An 18844-nucleotide genomic window follows, 5' to 3' on the forward strand; every position below is an offset into this window, starting at 1 on the left:
GTCGCGGCGCACAGTGGTGCGGCCCGTAGCATCCCCGGAGTGTCCGAGAACTACAGCGTCGACCGCGACAGAGCCGATGCCTGCCCCGGTGCGCTCCGGGTTCATCAGGCCGCGGACGGTGGGCTGGCGCGGATCCGGGTTCCCGGGGGGCGGCTGGAGGCCCGCCAGCTGCACGCCCTGACGAAGGCCGCCGTGGAGCTGGGGAACTCCACGGTCGAGCTGACCTCGCGTGCGAACCTGCAGCTGCGCGGTGTCGAAGCTCCCGACGAGCTGGGACGGCTGCTGGCCGAGGTCGGTCTGCTGCCCTCGTTGACCCACGAGCGGGTGCGCAACATCATCGCCGCCCCCTACGCGGGGCTCGGCGGGCGTGGCCGACTGCGCTCGGTGCGTTGGCTCGCCGCGGAACTCGACGCGCTGCTGTGCGCCGAGCCCGCGTTGGCCGAACTGTCCGGCAGGTTCCTGTTCACCGTCGACGACGGCAGCGGTGATCTGGCGCGGTTGCGTGCCGACGTGGGATTGCTGCCGGTGTCCTCCGACAGCCTCGCCCTGCTGCTGGCGGGAACCGATTCGGGAGTGCGGGTTCCGCCCGACTCGGCGCCCGCCGCCGCGGTGACGGCCGCGTGCGAGTTCCTCGCCGTGCGGGAACGACACGGTGCCGCCGCGTGGCGAGTGGCCGAGTTGGACACACCGGATGAGTTGACCGACGCGCTCCGTGCTCGTGTGGAGCGATGGTCGGGATCCGTTGCCGATGTCACATCGCGGCCCCCTGCCTCGTTCACAGAGCGGGCGAATTCCCAGGAAAGACCCACTGTCGGTGAACTGGCTCGCTCCGAGGGGCGGGTAGCCCTGGGTGTGGGAGCACCACTGGGGCGCTTGTCCCCGGCGCAGCTGCGTTGCATCATACGAACGGCCGAAGCCGCGTCGGGTACCGTTCGACTGACGCCCTGGCGGACGGTGGTCGTCCCCGGCGTCGCCGAAGACGAGTGCTCGACGTGGCTCTCCGCGCTGCACTCGTGCGGTCTGATCGTCGAAACAGCCTCGCCGTTCAACGGCGCGACCGCCTGTGCGGGGGAACCCGGCTGTGCCAAGTCCCTGGCAGACGTCCACCGGGACGCAGCGCGCGGTCTGGCCTATGTCGAGGCGGCGGACGCCGGAGACACCGAGGGCGGTGTCCTGCCGGTGCACTGGGCCGGTTGCTCGCGCCGCTGCGGGCTGCCGCGTGGTCCGGTGGTGGAAGTACTGGCGAGCCCCTCCGGATACCGGGTCAGCTCCACCACGGAGTCCGGGACCGACACCTGGGCCACGGAGGCGGGGACGGACGAGGTGGCCGAGGCCGTCCGGCGTGCCCGGCACGTCGGTGCGAGCACCGTCGAGCCCGGGAACGGACACGAGGACAACCAGCAGGAAACGGGTGACGAGGACAACCGGTGATCGAATACATCCGGGACGGCAAGGAGATCTACCGGCGCTCCTTCGCGACGATCCGCGCCGAAGCCGGTCTCGACGAACTGCCGTCGGACGTCGCCGGTGTGGCCGTGCGCATGATCCACGCCTGCGGCATGGTCGACCTTGTCGACGATCTCGCCTTCTCCTCCGGAGTGGTAGGTGTCGCGCGCGACGCGCTGGCCGCCGGTGCTCCGGTGTTGTGCGACGCGGAAATGGTGGCCGCGGGGGTGACGCGCCGTAGGCTGCCCGCCGCCAACGAGATCCTGTGCACCCTGTCCGACCCACGGGTCCCGGAGCTGGCCCGGCAACTGGAGACCACCCGCAGCGCGGCGGCCATGGAACTGTGGCGGGGCAGGCTCGACGGAGCCGTGGTCGCGATCGGCAACGCACCCACCTGCTTGTTCCGGTTGCTGGAGCTGATCGAGGAGGGGGCGGGAACACCAGCGGCGGTACTGGGGATTCCGGTCGGGTTCATCGGTGCGGTCGAGTCCAAACAGGCGCTGGAGGAGCACCCCGGCTGCCCCGAGTACCTGGTGGTGCACGGCAGGCGCGGCGGTAGTGCGATGACGGTCGCCGCCATCAACGCGATCGCGAGCGAGGAAGAGTGAGCAGCCAACACAGCAACGCCCCCCTGCCCGGCCGACTGTTCGGAGTGGGGCTCGGTCCCGGTGATCCGGAACTGGTCACGGTCAAGGCGGCACGTCTGATCGGTGAGGCCGACGTGGTCGCCTATCACAGCGCCAGGCACGGCAACAGCATCGCCCGCTCGGTCGCCGAGCCCTATCTGCGCGGTGACCAGATCGAGGAACCCCTGGTGTATCCCGTCACCACCGAGACCACCGATCATCCAGGGGGTTACCAGGGCGCGATCGACGAGTTCTACACCGAGATCGCGGGCAGGCTGGCCACTCACCTCGCCGCGGGGCGCGACGTCGCGCTGCTGGGGGAGGGCGACCCGTTCTTCTACGGCTCCTACATGCACATGCACAAACGGCTCTCGGGGCGGTTCGACACGGAGGTCGTGCCAGGGGTCAATTCGGTCAGCGCCGCTTCGGCCGAGCTGGGACGACCACTCGCCGAACGCGACGAGGTCCTCACGGTACTGCCCGGCACTCTGGAGCCGGACGCCCTGGCCGAGCGGCTGCGGGACACCGACGCCGCCGCCGTGCTCAAACTGGGGCGGACCTTCGAGGGAGTGCGGGAGGCCTTCGACAAGGCAGGCTGTCTCGACAGTGCCTACTACGTGGAACGCGCCAGCACACGCCGCCAACGAGTCGAGAAGCTCGGCGACGTCGATCCCGAAAGCGTGCCCTACTTCTCACTGGCGCTGCTGCCCAGTCCGGTGGGTGACACCACCGGCACCACCGCGGCCCACGAGGACACCGGCGGCGAAACCGGTTCGAGCTCGGGCGGCCTCAGCGTGGTCGGATTGGGTCCCGCGGGTCGGGAGTGGACGACTCCCGAGGCGCAGGCGGCGCTCGGCGCCGCTGACGATCTCGTCGGCTACGGTCCCTACCTCGACCGGATTCCGACCAATCCGCGCCAACGCAAGCACCCCTCGGACAACCGGGTCGAAGCCGAGCGGGCCGCGGCAGCGCTGGAACTCGCCGCCACCGGGCGCGAGGTCGTCGTGGTCTCATCCGGCGACCCGGGGGTCTTCGCGATGGCGAGCGCCGTGCTGGAGGCGGCCGCCGATCCGGCCTACGAGCACGTGAACGTCCGCGTGCTCCCCGGGCTCACCGCGGCGCAGGCGGTGGCCAGCAGAGCGGGGGCGCCGCTGGGCCACGACTACTGCGTGCTCTCGCTGTCCGACCGGCTCAAACCGTGGAGCGTCATCGAACAGCGGCTGGAGGCCGCCGCGAGTGCCGATCTCGCGATGGCCGTCTACAACCCCGCTTCCGCGAGCAGGCGTTGGCAGGTCGGTGCGGCCCGCGACACACTGCTCCGGCACCGTGCTCCCGACACACCGGTGGTGATCGGCAGGGACATCGGAGGTGCGGAGGAGGACGTTCGGATCGTCCGGCTCGACGAGCTGGATCCGGAACAGGTCGACATGCGATGTCTGTTGCTGGTCGGCTCCTCCACCAGCAGGGTCGTCGAGCGCTCGGACGGTACGACCGTGTTCACGCCACGCCGTTACCCGGCATGAGAACCGCGTTCCCGGAACCAGGTGAGCGCCTCCTCCACGGTGTGTACCACGGGTGCCGGCGGGAGGTCCGGCTGTCGCACCAGCACCACCGGCAGTCCCAGCGCGCGTGCGGCGGTCAGCTTCCCCTCGGTCATGTCACCTCCGCTGTTCTTGCTCACGATCACCTCTATCCGGTGTGCTCGGAGCAGCTCCAGCTCGGAGGCGGTGTCGAACGGTCCTCTCGCGGAGAGCGTGGTCATGTTCGGAGGCAGTGGTTGTTCGGGCTCGTCGACGGTGCGTACCAGGAACCAGTTGTCCCGCGCGGCTGCGAAGCACCCCAGCTCCTGACGCCCGGTGGTCAACAGCACGCGCCGCCCGAGCTCGCCGACCCTCTCGGCGGCCTCGGCCAGCGAGTCCACCTGGTGCCACTCGTCGTCCGGTCCCGGCGACCACGCCCTTCTCCGGAGCACCAGCAGCTCGGTTCCCGTGGTTTCCGCGGCCGAGACCGCGTTCTCGGTCATCCGCGCGGCGAACGGATGGGTGGCGTCCACCACGGTCCCGATCCGTTCCGTGCGGAGGTATTCGGCCAGTCCCTCCCGGCCGCCGAACCCGCCGATCCGGACCTCACCGGCGGGCAGTCTCGGCTCGCGAACCCGACCGGCGAGCGAGGACACCACCGAAATTCCCAGGTGGGCCAGTTGTTCGGCCAGTCGCCTACCCTCGCCGGTACCGCCCAGAACGAGGACACGCGGACTCATCGTTACACCTCAATTCGAATGCGGACTTCCGGCGACGGCCCGTGCCCGGCCCCGGAACGTCGGTGGGATCACGGTTTCCGGGTTCCCACCGCGGGTGGGCCGGGCCGGTCGTAGGGTCGAGCTCGCCGGTGCGGTCGGGCCGTTGAGAGTCCCGGGCTCCTTCGGAACCCGGATCGGTGACCGCGAACTCTTCCGCCAGGACGACCAATCGAACCCGTTGGAGTGCATTCTGCCGTGGCGAACGAAAGCGTCGAGCAGTCGGGTGGGCTCCGGTACGGCTGGACCACCGGAGCCTGTGCCCTGGCCGCCACCACAGCCGCTTACACGGCGTTGCTCACGGGTGACTTCCCGGACCCCGTGCCGGTGCGGTTGCCCAAGGGACACCGCCCGTCCTTCGCGCTCACCCGCGAGCGTTCCGGACCGGGCTGGGCGTTCGCCGGAGTGGTCAAGGACGCCGGGGACGATCCGGATGTCACGCACGGTGCCGTCGTGCGCTCCCGTGTCAGCCGTGGTGAGCAGGGCGGCGGGGTGACCTTCCGCGCCGGAGCCGGTGTCGGCACCGTCACCAAGCCCGGCCTGCCGCTGGCGGTCGGTGAGCCCGCGATCAACCCCGTTCCGCGCAGGCTGATCACCGAAGCGGTAACCGAGCTCGCCGGGAGACACGGCGATTCCGGTGACGTGGTGGTCGAGATCTCCGTCGAGGACGGCGAGGAGCTGGCCAGACACACCTGGAACCCGAGACTGGGAATCACGGGTGGACTGTCGATCCTGGGCACTACGGGAGTGGTGATCCCGTACTCGTGCTCGGCGTGGATAGACAGCATCCGGCGGGGAGTGGACGTGGCCCGCGCCGAGGGACTCGAGCACGTGGCGGGATGCACCGGCAGCACGTCCGAGCGCACGGTAGTCGAGCTCTACGGACTCGCCGACGAGGCGCTGCTCGACATGGGCGACTTCGCGGGAGCGGTGCTGAAGTACCTGCGCAGACACCCGGTGGCCCGGCTGACGATCGCGGGCGGCATCGGCAAGATGGCGAAGCTCGCCGACGGCCACCTGGATCTGCACTCCAAGCGTTCCCGGGTCAACTTCGCGCAGCTGTCCCGGCTGGTGCGGCAGGAGGGCGGTAGTGCGGAACTGGCCGAACGCGTGGCCGGTGCCAACACCGCCCTCGACGCGCTCCAAGCGGCCCTCGCCGAGGATTTCCGGCTGGGGGATGTCGTCGCTCGGCACGCACGCGAGGTGGCCCTGGAAACGCTGCGTGGCTCGGCCGTGGAGGTCGAGGTGGTCGTGATCGACCGTGGTGGGGAGATCGTCGGACGTACTTCTCCGACCTTCTGACGGACTCCGCCGCCCCGATCCCTCGCGTGGGTGGTAGGGGTTCTCGGCACCGCGTCGTGGCGGCGCGGCGATTTCGCGAGAAATTGACGCCCGGTACCCAGGGCGGGACCGTCCGGGCGTCAGAAGCGGGCGATCACTCGCGACAACGGTTCGCCGAGTAGAGGTGGCTGTCCGGGAACTCACCCGCCGTGAGCACCTCGCCCACGACGATCACGGCGGTACGCTCGATCCCCGCCTGCCTGACCTGGTCGGATATGTCTGACAGCGTGCCGCGCAGCACGATCTCGTCGTCCCTGCTCGCACCGGCGACCACGGCGACGGGGCACTCGGGGCCGTAGTTCGGCACCAATCGCTCCACGAGCTCCTCGACGCGGTTGACCGCCAGGTGCAACACCATCGTCGCGCCGCTGCTGCCCAGTGTTTCCAGGTCCTCGCCCTCCGGCATCGGGGTAGCTCGGGCGGCGATCCTGGTGAGCAACACGGTCTGACCGACACCGGGAACGGTGAGCTCCCGGTTCAGCGCTGCCGCCGCCGCGCTGAACGCGGGTACCCCCGGAACGATCTCGTAGTCGACACCGTGGGCGTCGAGCCTGCGCATCTGTTCGGCCACGGCGCTGAACACCGCCGGATCCCCGGAGTGCAGCCGTGCCACGTCCTGTCCCCGACGGTGGGCCGCCAGCATCTCGTCGACTATCCCGTCGAGCGTCATCCTGGCGGTGTCGACGAGTCGGGCTTCCGGCGGGCACTGTTCCAGAAGTTCCCGGGGGACCAGACTGCCCGCGTACAGACACACCGGGCTGTTCGCGAGGGTGTCCCGCCCACGAACGGTGATCAGGTCGGCCGCACCGGGGCCCGCACCGATGAAGTGAACCGTCATCGCTTCGTCACCGCCCATTGCGTCACCCGCATGGCGGGACGCCAAGCGGTGAATCCACCGATCGGAGCGGCCTGTTCGATGCCGATGCGCACCAATTCGCCGCCCAACCTGCTGTACCAGTCGGACACTATCGACTCCGATTCCATCGTGACGGCGTTGACCACCAGGCGTCCGCCCGGTGCCAACGCCTCCATGCAGGTCCGTAACACGTCGGGCGCGGTCACCCCGCCGCCGACGAACACCGCGTCCGGTCGTTCCAGCCCCCGCAGCGCTTCCGGAGCGGTTCCCGCGACGACGCTCAGCTCGGGAACCCCGAGCCGGGCGGCGTTGCGCGCGATCCGTTCGGCACGCTCGGAGCCTCGCTCGATCGCGATCGCCCGGCAGGACGGAGCGGCACGCATCCACTCGACGGCCACGCTTCCGGCCCCCGCGCCGACGTCCCACAGCAGCCCACCGGGGAAGGGACCCAGCCGAGCCAGCGTGGTCACCCGCACGTCCCGCTTGGTCAGCTGCCCGTCGTGCTCGAACGCCTCGTCCGGCAGTCCCGGCGCACCAGCGGTTCGGAAGCGCTCGAAGGAGAGCTGCGTCTCCTCGTCGGTGCGGCAGCGCACCGCGAGCACGTTGAGTGGTTCGGTGTTCTGCCGCAGTTCGGCCGCGGTCGTGGTCCGGTGCCGCTCGTGCGCGCTTCCCAGGTTCTGCAGCACCGTCAGCTCGCTGGGGCCGAAGCCGTGCTCGGTGAGCAGCTCGGCGACCTTGCCCGGAGTCGTCCCGTCGGAGCTCAGCACCAGGAGGCGTCCGCCCGGATCGAGTGCGGCCAGGACGTTCTCCACCGCTCTGCCGACCAGGTTGACCACCTCGGTCTCCTGCGACGGCCATCCCAACCGGGAACACGCCAGTGACACGGAGGAGGGCCGCGGTATCACATCCAGCCGTTCCGGTCCCAGCAACCTGGCCAGGGTCGCGCCGATCCCGTGGAACATCGGGTCCCCGCTCGCCAGCACGCAGACCGCGCTGTCCGCGTACTCGGCGAACAAGCCGGGCAACGCCGGCAGCAGCGGTGAGGGCCAGGCGACCCGGCGGCCACTCGGCTCCGGTACCAGATCGAGCTGTCTGCGGCTGCCCAGCAGCACGTCGGCCTCGGTGATCGCTTGCCTGGCGGTCGGGGACAGACCCGGCCAACCGTCGGCGCCGATGCCCACCACCAGCACGCGTTCGGGCAGCTCCTTACTCACCTCGCTCATGACGATCCCGGTGCCTCGGACGTCGTCACTCGGCCCACAACGGCTCCTGCCGGCACGTCCTCCGTGACGACCCCGGAATTCAGAACCGCGCCGGGCAGCGCGCTCCGCTCACCGCGGAAGAGGTAACAGGACACGTTCGCGGTTCTCCTTCTCCGGGGCTCGTTGTGTCGCGGAACACGGTTCACCGGCGCGGACGGTTTCCGGTGCCAGCGGGATCGGCCGGGCGCGTACCGGCAGGACAGCCCGGTTCGGTGTTGCCGGTACGGCGTATCGGCAACCGGGATCCGGGAGGTTCCGGACGTCATGGGCGACTCCTGCCGCGGCTCCGCGCGGCGCTGCGCCTCGCTTCTCCCGGTCGACGGGCGAGGCGAACACACCGCACTGCTCACCGACCGGACGCGACGGGGTGATCCTATCCCACTTCGGGTGCGGCGACGTTGCCGGTGACCAGCACGGTCCTCGTCAGTCCGCGATCACGCGCAGTGCTCGTTCGCCCGCGCGTTCCACCCTGATCCCGGCTTTTTCCGCCACCACCGCTATCGAGTCGAGATCGCTGGGCTCCTCCTCGGCACATGCCAGTGCGCGCGCCAGCCGTCCCTTGTAGGCCTTGTTGTGATGGCTCACGGTCTTGCGCGAGCCGTCCGCGAGTTCGGTGACCACGCTTACCGCCACAGCACCGTGCGTTCTCGCCAGCGCGGCGTAGGCCCCGGAACGCAGATCCACTACCGGTGCCCGTTCGGCGGCCAGCACCGGCTCCAGCGCGGGGCGCCACACGGTGTGCAGTCGGCCGACTCCGGGCAGGGCCGAGTTCGCCGAAAGCCGGTAACCGGGTATCGGGTCCCCGCCCCGGACCATGCCGAACAACGCCGAGGCGACCGCCAACCGGTTGTCGGCACGGGACCGCTCGACCTCCGACATCGAACCGATCTCCAGCGCCTCGTAGAGCACTCCGGTGTAGCGCTCCAGCGCCGGCGCGGTCGGGGAGTTCCACAGCGTGGCGTTGCGCGCGACCTCGCCCGACATCCGCTCGGACAGTCCGAGGGCCCGCAGACTGGCATCGGTGTCCGACGCCAGCTCGGTCAGGGCTTCGGCCAGCCGTTCCCGCACCGGGTTGAGCTCCCCGAACGACAGCGATTCGAGCCGCAGCGGCGCTCCGTCACCGCCGTTCGACTTGGTTTCGGACGGGGGAAGCAACACCAACACGTGAAATCGGGATCCTTTCCGTGTGAGCCTGTGGTTCGGAGGGGGCCGGAGAGGTGAAAGAGGCCCGTGGGGTCCACCGCAGCCTAGTAGCAGGACTTCGTGGACCCGGTTCTCGTGGTCGTTTCCACTGGTGGCCGGGTCGCGTGCGTGTACCTTTTCGGCGCTGACCGCCCCGACCGAACGGGCAACCGGGCAACCGCGCGGCGCCGCCGTTCCGCGTTCCCTCAGCCCTCCTCGGGCGGTTGGTCCCCCTCGGGGGCCGCGCAGGGAAAGTCCGGTACCTGCCTACGAACCACGCTGTCCCAGCACGCTCGGCAGGTCGGATACAGCAACCACTCCGTGGAACTCACGGGAGCGGGGTCCAGCAGCGAGCCGCACAGCGTCCGGACCTTCGACCATCCCCTCGGCGGGCGATCTTGCCGGATCGCGTGGCGTTTCCCGTCCAGCTGCCGTGCCGGATGCCAGAACAGGGGGCCGTCGTCGTCTTCCGAGCTCATCACAGCTCCCATCGTGTGTTCGGTTCGCTCGAAGTGCGGAACAATTGAGCCACACCCACGCGTGGCGAGCGTGCGAAGATCCGTCGCTGTGCTCCGATCGTGGGACTCGCGTCCCGTACTCCGGACCTTTCGGGCGGTGGCTCCCCTCCGGGAGGGGACTCGCCACTGACCGTGGTCCCGACAGCTACGCTGCCCCGTAACACGCGAGGAGAACGCCGGGCGTAAAGGAGCGCGCAGCCGTGATCACGAGGATGTCCACGTTGTTCCTGCGTACCCTGCGGGAGGATCCGGCCGAGGCGGAGGTGCCGAGTCACCGCCTGCTCGTGCGCGCCGGATACGTACGTCGGGTGGCGCCGGGCATCTATTCCTGGCTGCCGTTGGGGTTGCGGGTGCTGCGCAACATCGAGCGGGCGGTACGTGAGGAAATGGACGCCATCGGTGCCCAGGAGATCCACCTGCCCGCACTGCTGCCGAAGGAACCCTACGAGGCCACCGGTCGCTGGACGGAGTACGGGCCGAACATGTTCCGGCTCAAGGACCGGAAGAACGGTGACTACCTGCTCGGTCCCACTCACGAGGAACTGTTCGCGCAGACGGTCAAGGGGGAGTACAACTCCTACCGCGACTTCCCCGTCATCCTCTACCAGATCCAGACGAAGTACCGCGACGAGGAACGACCCCGCGCCGGGATTCTTCGCGGCAGGGAGTTCGTGATGAAGGACTCCTACTCCTTCGACCTCGACGACGAACAACTCCTGCGGTCCTACCAGCTCCACCGGCAGGCCTACGTGCGGCTGTTCGACCGGCTCGAACTCGACTACACCGTGGTGTCGGCGACCTCCGGTGCCATGGGTGGCTCGGCCTCCGAGGAGTTCCTGGCGGAGTGTGCCACGGGCGAGGACACCTTCGTGCGCAGCAGTGAGTCCGACTACGCGGCCAACGTCGAAGCCGTCACGACCCCGGCGCCCCCCGAGGGGAGGATCGAGGATCACCCCCCGGCGGAGATTCACCACACCCCGGACACCCCGACCATCGAGACCCTGGTGGAGTTCCTCAACTCCGAGAGCGGGCAACGCACCTTCACCGCCGCGGACACGCTCAAGAACGTGCTGGTGAAGACCCGTGCTCCCGGTGCCGAGGAGTGGGAGCTGCTAGCGGTGGGTGTGCCCGGCGACCGCGAGGTCGACATGAAGCGACTCGAGGCCGCCCTGGAGCCCCTGGAGGTGGCCCTGCTCGACGAGGCCGATTTCGAGGCGAACCCGTTCCTGGTCAAGGGGTACGTCGGTCCGCTGGCACTGCGTGACAACGAGGTGCGCTACCTCGTCGATCCCCGGGTGGTCCGGGGAACCGCCTGGGCCACCGGTGCCGACAAGCCCGACCACCACGTGGTCGATCTGGTCTGCGGCCGTGACTTCACCCCGGACGGAACGATCGAGGCGGCCGAGGTCAGGGAGGGAGACCCCTCACCGGACGGACGCGGCGTACTGCGCTCCGCCCGCGGTATCGAGATCGGGCACATCTTCCAGCTGGGTCGCAAGTACACCGACGCCATCTCGCTGGACGCGCTCGGGCAGGACGGGAAACCGAAGCGGGTCACCATGGGCTCCTACGGCGTCGGGGTTTCCCGTCTGGTCGCGGCCATCGCCGAGCAGCACAACGACGAGCTCGGTCTGGTCTGGCCCAGGGAGGTCGCCCCCGCCGACGTGCACGTGGTGATCGCGGGCAAGGACGAGAGCCTGGCCACCGAGGCGGAACGGATCTCCGCCGAGTTGGACGGTGCCGGTATCAGCGTGATTCTCGACGACCGGAACGCCTCACCAGGGGTCAAGTTCGCCGACGCGGAGCTGGTCGGTGTCCCGACGATCCTCGTGGTCGGCAAGGGGCTGTCCAACGGTGTGGTCGAGGTCAAGGACCGCGCCGGTGGGGAGCGCACCGAGATCGCCACCGACCGGATCGTGGGGCATCTGGTCGGTCTGCTGCGCGGCTGATCAGCGCGGTGGTGTTCCGCTCCGGCGAGCTCTCGCCTGGGCGGAACACCCGCCTGTTCATCGGGGAACGCGACATCGCCGTGCGGTGGTGGCGAATCGATTCTCGGCGGTGGCCTGCCATCCGCCGCTGAGCCCATCCGCCGCTCAGCGCACCGTCCGCGCCGAGTCGACGATGCGGGGCACGACCTTCTCGCCGGGAGCGCTCGGTGCCGAGGCGGGCCGTTCGCTGTCCGCGCTCGCCACCAGCACCACGTAGTGTTCCCGGGCCTGTACCACCAGTGTCGCCATCGTGGCCTTCTCGGGAAGACACCCGGTTTTCCCGTCCCCCGAACGCTCGCCCCCCAGCGTCACCGTGCCCGACAGCCGGACCGCGTCGAATCCCTCCACCGTGGTCTCACGTGGTTCCGCCGGTTCGAACGAGACGTCCGGATCGACTCCGTTGGTGGCGTAGAAGTCGGTTACGGCTTCCTCGAAGAGTCCCTCGGCGGTCTTCGACATCGGCTTTTCGTCTTCCACCAACGCGCTCACCACCCGACCGGCTACCAGCGTACGGTCGCCGCACCGGTACGAGGGGCCGTCCACGAGGCCGTGGAAGGTCACGTTCGGCACACCGGAAATCGTGTAGCTCCGCTCGGACGGCAGTACGCTCCAGTCCCGCGGTACGTCGTAGGCGAACCGGCTCCGCTCGTTGTAGCCCACCTGCCAGCCGTCGATCTCCGGTTCCGGCGCCGGAGGGGCGGTCCGGGCGGTCGTCGAGGATCGCTCCTCGTCCGCGGCGACGTTACCGCCGGACGGCGAGGAGGCGGTTCCGTAGTGGATGCTGATGGTGATCGCACTCGCCAGCAACAGGGCGGCGAGCGTGAGCCCGGTAACCACCCCCCAGCGGGTTCTCCGGCGGTTCCCGCCACGGGCGGGTTCGTCGAACGTGCCGAAGCCGCGGTAGACGGACTCCCCGGGGATCCCCGAGCGGTTGGAATCGGACTGCCAGCCGTACGGACTGGAACTGGAATCCGTCGACCACCTGCCGGAGTAACCACCGGAGTGGGGCGGCCACTGTGGATACTGCTGTCCGCCTCGCGGACCGAATCCTGATTGGCCGGACGTGTTGTCGTACGGCCCACCGGGTGGTTGCGTCACACCGGGAAGATTACCGTTCACGGGTCCGGGACGGTCCGCCACCGCAGACGGGACCGTTCCGTTCAGCCTCGGAGGAAACTCATCCGGATCCGACGCGTCGGGTTGTCGGTGTTGGTGTCCACCAGGCACACCGACTGCCACGTTCCCAGCGCCATGCGCCCCCCGAGCACCGGTACCGAGACGAAGGGCGCCACGAAAGCGGGAAGCACGTGGTCACGTCCGTGGCCGTACGAGCCGTGCCGATGTCGCCAACGGTCGTCAGCCGGGAGCAGTTCGCGCAGCGCGGTGAGCAGGTCCTCGTCGCTGCCGGCCCCGGTTTCGATGACCGCGATTCCCGCCGTGGCGTGGGGGACCCAGAGGTGCAGCAGACCCTCGTCCCCTCCGGCTCCGCGCAGGAACTTCTCGCACTCGGTGCTGAGATCGCGCACCACTTCGCGACCCCCGGTGCGTATCTCGACCTCTTCGCTGTGCATACCGGGCAGTCTAGGACCTCCCCGGCGATTCGGTCGGATGGCGCGGGGGCGGTGGCCCGCTGTCGTACCGGGGTCGGCAAAGCCGGGCGGTTCTCGATGCGATCACCACCCCTCCTCGTCGCGGTATCGTTCCGCCATGCGCGAGTCGTTCGGTGCGAGCTTCGAGGTCCCGACCGGTTATCTCAACACCGCGAGCATCGGGGTTCCGCCCGCTTTCGCGGCCGACGCCGTGTCCGCGGTGATCGACAGGTGGCGAGCTGGTCGACTCGCAGCCAACGAGTTCGACGAGTTCGTGGCTTCGGCACGGCGGGACTTCGCTCGACTGGTGGGCGTTTCCTCCGAACGGGTGGCCACCGGCGGTTCGGTGGGACAACTGGTGGGTTCGGTGGCGGCGGGGCTGCCCGACAACAGCAGCGTGCTGGTGGTCCGACGGGAGTTCACGAGCGTGGTGTTTCCGTTCGCCGCACAACACGACCGTGGCGTGCGGGTGACCGAGGTCGACCCGGACCGGTTGTTCGACTCCCTGCCGGATCACGACGTGGTCGCCGTCAGCGTGGTGCAGTCCGCCGACGGCGCGGTGATGGACACCGACCGACTACGCGCGCTCGCCGAGCGACACGGTGTTCGGGTGCTGCTCGACGTGACTCAGGCGGCGGGCTGGATGCCGTTGGAGCTGGACTGGGCGGACTGGGTCGTGGGATGCGGCTACAAATGGCTGCTCACGCCGCGCGGTGCGGCCTGGCTGGCAGTCGGCACGGGAACACCGTGGCCACGTCCGCACGGCGCGAACTGGTACGCGGGGGAGGACCCGTGGCAGAGCATCTACGGTCTGCCGCTGCGGCTGGCGAGTGACGCGCGTTCGCTGGACTCCTCGCCGGACTGGTTCGCACAGCTGGGAGCGGCGGCCTCGCTGCGCTGGCTGGTCGGACTGGACAGGGCCGCGATCCGCGAGCACTGCCTCGGGCTGGCCGGGTCGTTGTGCTCGGAGCTGGGGCTGGCCGAACCCGATTCGCCCATAGTCTCCTTCGAGGCGCCCGAAGCCGTGTCACGGCTGCGTGAGGCCGGTGTTCGGTTCTCCGAGCGGGACGACAGGATCCGGGTGGCTTTCCACCTCTACAACACGGCGGAGGACGTTCGGGCGCTCCTGGACGTGCTCCGATCCGGCTCCGCTTTTCCGTCGTAGTTGATGTGCTGTTCTCTGCCCGATCGTTACCCGCTACGGTAGGTGCCCGTGTCGGATCACCACGGTGCACCCGAACAGATGACGGGGTCGCAGCAAAACTTCGAGCGCGGGGACACCGCGCCACTCAATGCTGTCCGCGGCGGCCACGGGGGGTCACCCGAACGAGCAACACCGGCGTGGCATGGACAGGATCGTTCGGAAGGATCCGGCGAGGAACGCACCCGACCGACGTTTCCCCCACCCGAGCGGGGCGATCACGGGCAGCCCCAGCACCCCCGGTCCCAGCCTTCGCACCCGCAGCACTCCCAGGGGGCCCAGCCTCCGGGCCCGGCGCCGTCCGGGCCGGTACCGGGAGCCGGCCAGGTTTCCCCACCGTCCGATCCGTCACGGGGAAATCCCGGGTACGCGGGCTTCGGCGCGGACGTGCCGAACAGCCCTGTCGGAGGCGGTTCATCCGGCTCCGGAGGTGGCGGTGGCGGCATCACTCCGCTGGGGTGGGCCAAACGTGCGTTGCTGCTCTGCGCGATTTCGGTGGTGTCCGGACTGCTGTGGGTGATGATCAAACCGAGCGCGCCCCCCGGCACCTCCGAGGACTCCACCCAGGACGCCGGGAAACCGCAGACCGCCTACGACTTCGAACGTCGACTCAACGACGAGCCCGACAACTGTGCGGAGCATTCGACGGGCAAGATCGCGGAATTCTTCGCCGACAACCCCTGCGAGCACCTCACCCGTGCGCTGTACACCACACAGCTGGACAACGGGGAGCGGGTGCTGACCTCGGTGGTCACCGTGCTCATGCCCGAGGTCGACAACGCCGAGCGGCTGGAGCGGATGGCGACCCGCAACGCCACCGGCAACATCGAGGACCTCGTCACGGCGGGGCGCGACATGCCGGAGAAGTACCCGAGCCTGTCACACGACTACGGGTACGACTCGATGCAGCGGCAGCGCCTGGTCGTCATCGGCGAGTCGTCCTACTTCGGGCGCAGCGACAGTGATGACGGCAGGCTCAAGAGCGTCACCACCGAAGCCCTGAAACTCGGCGGATACCAGGACAAAAACCCCGGTTGACCAGTTCGTCGCCCAGCTGCGGACCAGCAGACGCGGGGTCGGGGAGCGGTGCCGGTTTCGCGGGTGACTTCCGGAGCGGGTGTGACACCGAGCGCGTGCCACGGGCCCGCGTTCGGTTCGCCGGAGGACCGTTGTTCGTCCCGGAGCCGGTCCGGAGATTCCCGAGCACCCGCTCCGTTCGGCTATTCCCGTCCGGGAAACGCGGGAGCGCTCGGTTCGATTCCCAGCCGCGACCGCCACCGCGTCGCCCGGGTGGCGGCATCGGTCAGGCAGGTCAGCGCCAGCTCACTCAGCTGCCGGGTCGTCGAGCGCTCCAGCACCGCCAACCAACCGACGGAACAGTCCTGCTCGGCCGCGAGCAACGCGCGCAGCGCCGAGCTCTGGTCCGTGACGGTTTTCGGCGGACGGTACGCCGGTTCGGCCGAGGGCGGCGCGACACCCGCGGCGCGCAGCAACCGTCGGGTGCGATCGCGATGCTCGCGGTGTGCAGCCGCGCCCTCGTCGATCCCCGATCTCACCTTCGGATCCTCCGTGAAGGCCGTTGCCAGCCCGTAGAGCCACACCGCCGCGTGCTCTGCCTCCAGCGCTTTCCGCGCTGCCTGTTCGCTCGTTCCGGAGAGTTCCGTCGAACTCATGCCACGACCTCCCGCAGACCCGCGCATCCGGCCGAGACGGACCCCGCGAGCCCCGCCCGGTAGCCGGACAGTTCGGGAACGGTCCGGGCCGCCTGCCGCTGTGCCTCGCGCAGCGCGGCCCGCAGACGTTCCGCGGCCTGCTCGGACCCCGCCGCGGTGCCCTGCCGCTCGGCGGGGGCGGTGCTCGTCGTCGTGGAACCACCACCCGTCAGGCGATCGATCTCGCGTCTCAGCTCCCCGGCGTGTTCCTCGCGTGCGTTCGCGACGAGCCGCGCGCTCTCGGCGAGGTCGGGGTGGCTCTCGGCCGTGGCTCGTGCCAGCTCCGCGTCGGCCCGTGCCGTCTCGGCGAGCTCGACCAGCGGGTCAGGGTCCGGTTCCGCGGAACCGGAACAGCTCAGCAACACCGGTGACAACGTGGCCAGTGCCGAAAGGCGCAGCAGAGTGCGTCGGTCCACGTTTCCGGCGGGGGCGTCGCGGCCGATGCGGGGAGGAAAATCCACGGTCACATATATTGCCAGCCGCCGGCGGTGACCGGTCGCCCGTGGTCCCGTGATCGTGTCGTTATCGGTTCGCCGTACGCCGCGCTCGTCAGTGGTCGGACGCGATACCCTGGAATACCACGGTCACCGTCGGTGCGTCACGACCGTGGGGCTTCGCAGCCCCGCGAAGCGGGTTACGTCGGTTCGTAGGAAAATCATCCGGCGTTGCCCGCACCGGACAATTTCAGCCGCCGCGAACTTTTTGGAGTGCAAACGTGTCCAGCCCGCCGCGGGACGAGATAGTCGCGCGCCTGACGCCCACCGTTTCGCAGGCCGTAGCGGAGGTGGGATACGACCTCGAGGAACTCGACGTGCAGCGAGCCGGTCGCCGGCGGCTGGTCAAAGTGATCATAGATGCCGACGAGGGGGTGGCGCTCGATGACATCGCCGATGTCAGCAGAGCCCTGTCCAAGGTTCTCGACGAGCACGAACACGTGCTCGCGGGGCCATACGACCTCGAGGTCACCTCGCCCGGTGTCGATCGTCCGCTGACCAAACAGCGGCACTGGCACCGTGCTCGCAACAGGCTTGCCAGGATCAGAACGGTCGGCGGTGAGGAGCTGCTCGGTAGGGTCGGCCCCGCGGCCGAGGACGGTGTGCTGGTTCTGGCCGGTGGTCGTGTTCGTCGGTTGATTTACGGTGACATCGAGCGCGCGGTGGTCGAGGTTGAGTTCCAGCAGCCACCGGCGGAGGAATTGGTCAAGCTCGATCGGGCCGCGGACGTTGCCGCGGACGACGGCGGCGACGGAAATGACACGGAGGAGTCGAGGTGAACGTCGACATCGCCGCGCTGCGGGCGATCGAACGCGACAAGGACATCCCATTCGAGACGGTCCTTCAGGCCATCGAGTCGGCCCTGCTGACGGCCTATCGCCACACCGAGGGGCACCAACCGCACGCCAGGGTCGAAGTGGACCGCAAGACCGGCGTGGTGCGTGTGATTGCTCACAGTCTCACGCCGGAGGGAGAGGTCGCCGAGGAATGGGACGACACGCCGGAAGGGTTCGGCAGGATCGCTGCCACCACGGCGCGCCAGGTGATCGTGCAACGGCTGCGGGACGCCGAGCACGAGAAGACCTTCGGTGAGTTCTCCACCAAGGAGGGCGAGGTCCTGGGCGGCGTCATCCAGCGCGACGCCAGGGCCAACTCCCGAGGCATGATCGTGGTGGAGGTCGGTGACAGCGAGGGCGTCATCCCGGCGGCGGAGCAGGTTCCGGGGGAACGCTACGAGCACGGCAGCCGGATCAAGTCCTACGTGGTAGGCGTTTCCCGCACGGTGCACGGTACGCAGATCACCCTCTCGCGCACCCACCCGAACCTGGTCCGCAGGCTGTTCGCCCTGGAGGTCCCCGAGATCGCCGACGGGACCGTGGAGATCCCCTCGGTGGCCAGGGAGGCCGGGCATCGCTCCAAGATCGCCGTGCGGTCGACGGTCGAGGGGGTCAACGCCAAGGGGGCCTGCATCGGTCCGATGGGCGCCCGGGTGCGCAACGTGATGAACGAGCTCGGCCAGGAGAAGATCGACATCATCGACTACTCCGACGATCCGGCGACTTTCGTGGGTAACTCGCTTTCACCGGCTAAGGTAGTATCGGTGGAGGTCGTCGACGAACGAGCGAAGACGGCACGGGTAATCGTGCCGGATTTCCAGCTGTCGTTGGCGATCGGCAAGGAGGGCCAGAACGCCAGGTTGGCGGCTCGGCTGACGGGATGGCGCATCGACATTCGCAGCGATGCCGATCCGAGTTCGCCCGCCACGACCGCGGGGCATCCGGATGCCGAACCCCCGGGTGTGGAGGGTTTCGTCTCCCAGGTGAATGATCTGCCGACCGTGGGTTCGGCGGAGTGAGAACTACGGGTTAGAATCACAGGTGGCTCAGCGCGAGGGGGCGAGAATTCGTACACGATCGACCGGTAGCCGTGGTGGAACTCACGAACCGATCCGAACGTGTATCGGTTGTCGCACCCGAACGTGGGCTTCCGATCTGCTGCGAGTGGTGGCCGAGGACGGTCGTGAGGCCGTCCCCGATCCCGGGCGCAGGATTTCGGGACGGGGTGCTTGGTTGCACCCCGATCCCGCGTGTCTACGTTCGGCCGAACGGCGTCGGGCCTTTCCACGCGCACTGCGCGTGCGAGGACAACTCGACAGCACAACAGTGCAGGCCTATGTGGAGCAGGTTGCTCACGAGCAAGCCAACACGGGTTTTTCCCGTACCAGGCAGTTAAAGGAAGCAGGTCGACCCGTCATGAATCAGCCGTGAAGCTGAAGCCATGAACGCGCACCGGCAGTAGGACGAGGTCGAGCGGGTCTGCCGCCCGACCTCACC

General features: G+C 69.0%; 19 protein-coding genes. 10 read left to right on the plus strand and 9 right to left on the minus strand.

All coding sequences use genetic code 11. The annotated features are described in order from the left end of the window. Positions 1-39 precede the first annotated feature (39 nt). The 3 genes from cobG to BM150_RS04830 are packed head-to-tail and all read left to right on the plus strand — an operon-like array spanning position 40 to position 3595. Positions 40-1431 (plus strand): precorrin-3B synthase, encoded by a 1392-nt coding sequence (gene cobG / locus BM150_RS04820; protein ID WP_092924530.1) that lies wholly within the window; start codon positions 40-42, stop codon positions 1429-1431. Further along, positions 1428-2054 carry a precorrin-8X methylmutase gene (locus tag BM150_RS04825; protein ID WP_092924532.1) on the plus strand — a complete coding sequence of 209 codons (627 nt, stop codon included), beginning with the start codon at positions 1428-1430 and terminating at the stop codon, positions 2052-2054. Before cobG ends, BM150_RS04825 begins: the two co-directional genes overlap by 4 nt. 23 nt (positions 2055-2077) lie before the next feature. Further along, positions 2078-3595 carry a precorrin-2 C(20)-methyltransferase gene (locus tag BM150_RS04830; RefSeq protein ID WP_092924981.1) on the plus strand — a complete coding sequence of 506 codons (1518 nt, stop codon included), beginning with the start codon at positions 2078-2080 and terminating at the stop codon, positions 3593-3595. On the opposite strand, the gene BM150_RS04835 is transcribed toward BM150_RS04830, so the two are convergent. Further along, positions 3583-4332: a cobalt-precorrin-6A reductase gene (locus BM150_RS04835; protein ID WP_092924534.1), complete on the minus strand. Its 750-nt coding sequence runs from the start codon at positions 4330-4332 to the stop codon at positions 3583-3585. The genes BM150_RS04830 and BM150_RS04835 overlap by 13 nt on opposite strands. Before the next feature lie 234 nt (positions 4333-4566). Between BM150_RS04835 and BM150_RS04840 the strand changes: the two genes are divergently transcribed. Further along, complete coding sequence (locus tag BM150_RS04840) at positions 4567-5670, plus strand: cobalt-precorrin-5B (C(1))-methyltransferase (protein WP_092924536.1); 1104 nt, start codon at positions 4567-4569, stop codon at positions 5668-5670. A gap of 133 nt (positions 5671-5803) precedes the next feature. On the opposite strand, the gene cobM is transcribed toward BM150_RS04840, so the two are convergent. The 4 genes from cobM to BM150_RS04860 all read right to left on the minus strand — a co-directional run bounded on the left by cobM (position 5804) and on the right by BM150_RS04860 (position 9488). Continuing rightward, entirely contained in the window at positions 5804-6547 is a 744-nt protein-coding gene (gene cobM, locus BM150_RS04845) for a precorrin-4 C(11)-methyltransferase (RefSeq protein ID WP_092924983.1), read from the minus strand. After that, entirely contained in the window at positions 6544-7788 is a 1245-nt protein-coding gene (gene cbiE, locus BM150_RS04850; protein ID WP_175496693.1) for a precorrin-6y C5,15-methyltransferase (decarboxylating) subunit CbiE, read from the minus strand. Before cbiE ends, cobM begins: the two co-directional genes overlap by 4 nt. A gap of 462 nt (positions 7789-8250) precedes the next feature. After that, entirely contained in the window at positions 8251-8991 is a 741-nt protein-coding gene (gene yaaA, locus BM150_RS04855) for a peroxide stress protein YaaA (protein ID WP_092924538.1), read from the minus strand. Between the two features lie 224 nt (positions 8992-9215). Next, complete coding sequence (locus BM150_RS04860) at positions 9216-9488, minus strand: HC3 family zinc finger protein (RefSeq protein ID WP_092924987.1); 273 nt, start codon at positions 9486-9488, stop codon at positions 9216-9218. Between the two features lie 239 nt (positions 9489-9727). On the opposite strand from BM150_RS04860, the gene BM150_RS04865 reads away from it, so the two are divergent. Next, positions 9728-11476, plus strand: a complete 1749-nt coding sequence (locus BM150_RS04865) for a proline--tRNA ligase (RefSeq protein WP_092924540.1) — start codon at positions 9728-9730, stop codon at positions 11474-11476. 144 nt (positions 11477-11620) lie between these two features. Here BM150_RS04865 and BM150_RS04870 read toward each other — a convergent pair whose 3' ends face one another. Continuing rightward, the gene (locus BM150_RS04870; RefSeq protein ID WP_245755264.1) at positions 11621-12613 is read right to left on the minus strand and encodes a DUF8017 domain-containing protein; all 993 of its coding nucleotides are present in this window, start codon (positions 12611-12613) and stop codon (positions 11621-11623) included. A 62-nt stretch (positions 12614-12675) separates the two neighbouring features. Continuing rightward, positions 12676-13086, minus strand: coding sequence for a YjbQ family protein (locus BM150_RS04875; protein WP_092924542.1), 411 nt, complete (start codon positions 13084-13086; stop codon positions 12676-12678). A gap of 136 nt (positions 13087-13222) precedes the next feature. On the opposite strand from BM150_RS04875, the gene BM150_RS04880 reads away from it, so the two are divergent. Both BM150_RS04880 and BM150_RS24660 read left to right on the plus strand, forming a co-directional pair. After that, positions 13223-14269: an aminotransferase class V-fold PLP-dependent enzyme gene (locus BM150_RS04880; protein ID WP_092924544.1), complete on the plus strand. Its 1047-nt coding sequence runs from the start codon at positions 13223-13225 to the stop codon at positions 14267-14269. A gap of 423 nt (positions 14270-14692) precedes the next feature. Beyond that, positions 14693-15343 (plus strand): hypothetical protein, encoded by a 651-nt coding sequence (locus BM150_RS24660; RefSeq protein WP_245755265.1) that lies wholly within the window; start codon positions 14693-14695, stop codon positions 15341-15343. Between the two features lie 182 nt (positions 15344-15525). On the opposite strand, the gene BM150_RS04890 is transcribed toward BM150_RS24660, so the two are convergent. After that, positions 15526-15978, minus strand: coding sequence for a ferritin-like domain-containing protein (locus BM150_RS04890; protein ID WP_092924548.1), 453 nt, complete (start codon positions 15976-15978; stop codon positions 15526-15528). Next, positions 15975-16433 (minus strand): hypothetical protein, encoded by a 459-nt coding sequence (locus BM150_RS04895; protein WP_217641370.1) that lies wholly within the window; start codon positions 16431-16433, stop codon positions 15975-15977. Before BM150_RS04895 ends, BM150_RS04890 begins: the two co-directional genes overlap by 4 nt. A gap of 299 nt (positions 16434-16732) precedes the next feature. On the opposite strand from BM150_RS04895, the gene rimP reads away from it, so the two are divergent. The 3 genes from rimP to BM150_RS04910 are packed head-to-tail and all read left to right on the plus strand — an operon-like array spanning position 16733 to position 18778. Continuing rightward, positions 16733-17290 (plus strand): ribosome maturation factor RimP, encoded by a 558-nt coding sequence (rimP, locus tag BM150_RS04900; RefSeq protein ID WP_092924550.1) that lies wholly within the window; start codon positions 16733-16735, stop codon positions 17288-17290. Beyond that, positions 17287-18366, plus strand: a complete 1080-nt coding sequence (gene nusA / locus BM150_RS04905) for a transcription termination factor NusA (protein WP_092924552.1) — start codon at positions 17287-17289, stop codon at positions 18364-18366. The genes rimP and nusA overlap by 4 nt, the downstream gene beginning before the upstream one ends. Continuing rightward, positions 18335-18778 carry a YlxR family protein gene (locus BM150_RS04910; RefSeq protein WP_092924554.1) on the plus strand — a complete coding sequence of 148 codons (444 nt, stop codon included), beginning with the start codon at positions 18335-18337 and terminating at the stop codon, positions 18776-18778. Before nusA ends, BM150_RS04910 begins: the two co-directional genes overlap by 32 nt. Positions 18779-18844 lie beyond the last annotated feature (66 nt).

The organism is Actinopolyspora alba (assembly GCF_900112765.1).
In the GTDB taxonomy this organism is placed as follows: domain Bacteria; phylum Actinomycetota; class Actinomycetes; order Mycobacteriales; family Pseudonocardiaceae; genus Actinopolyspora; species Actinopolyspora alba.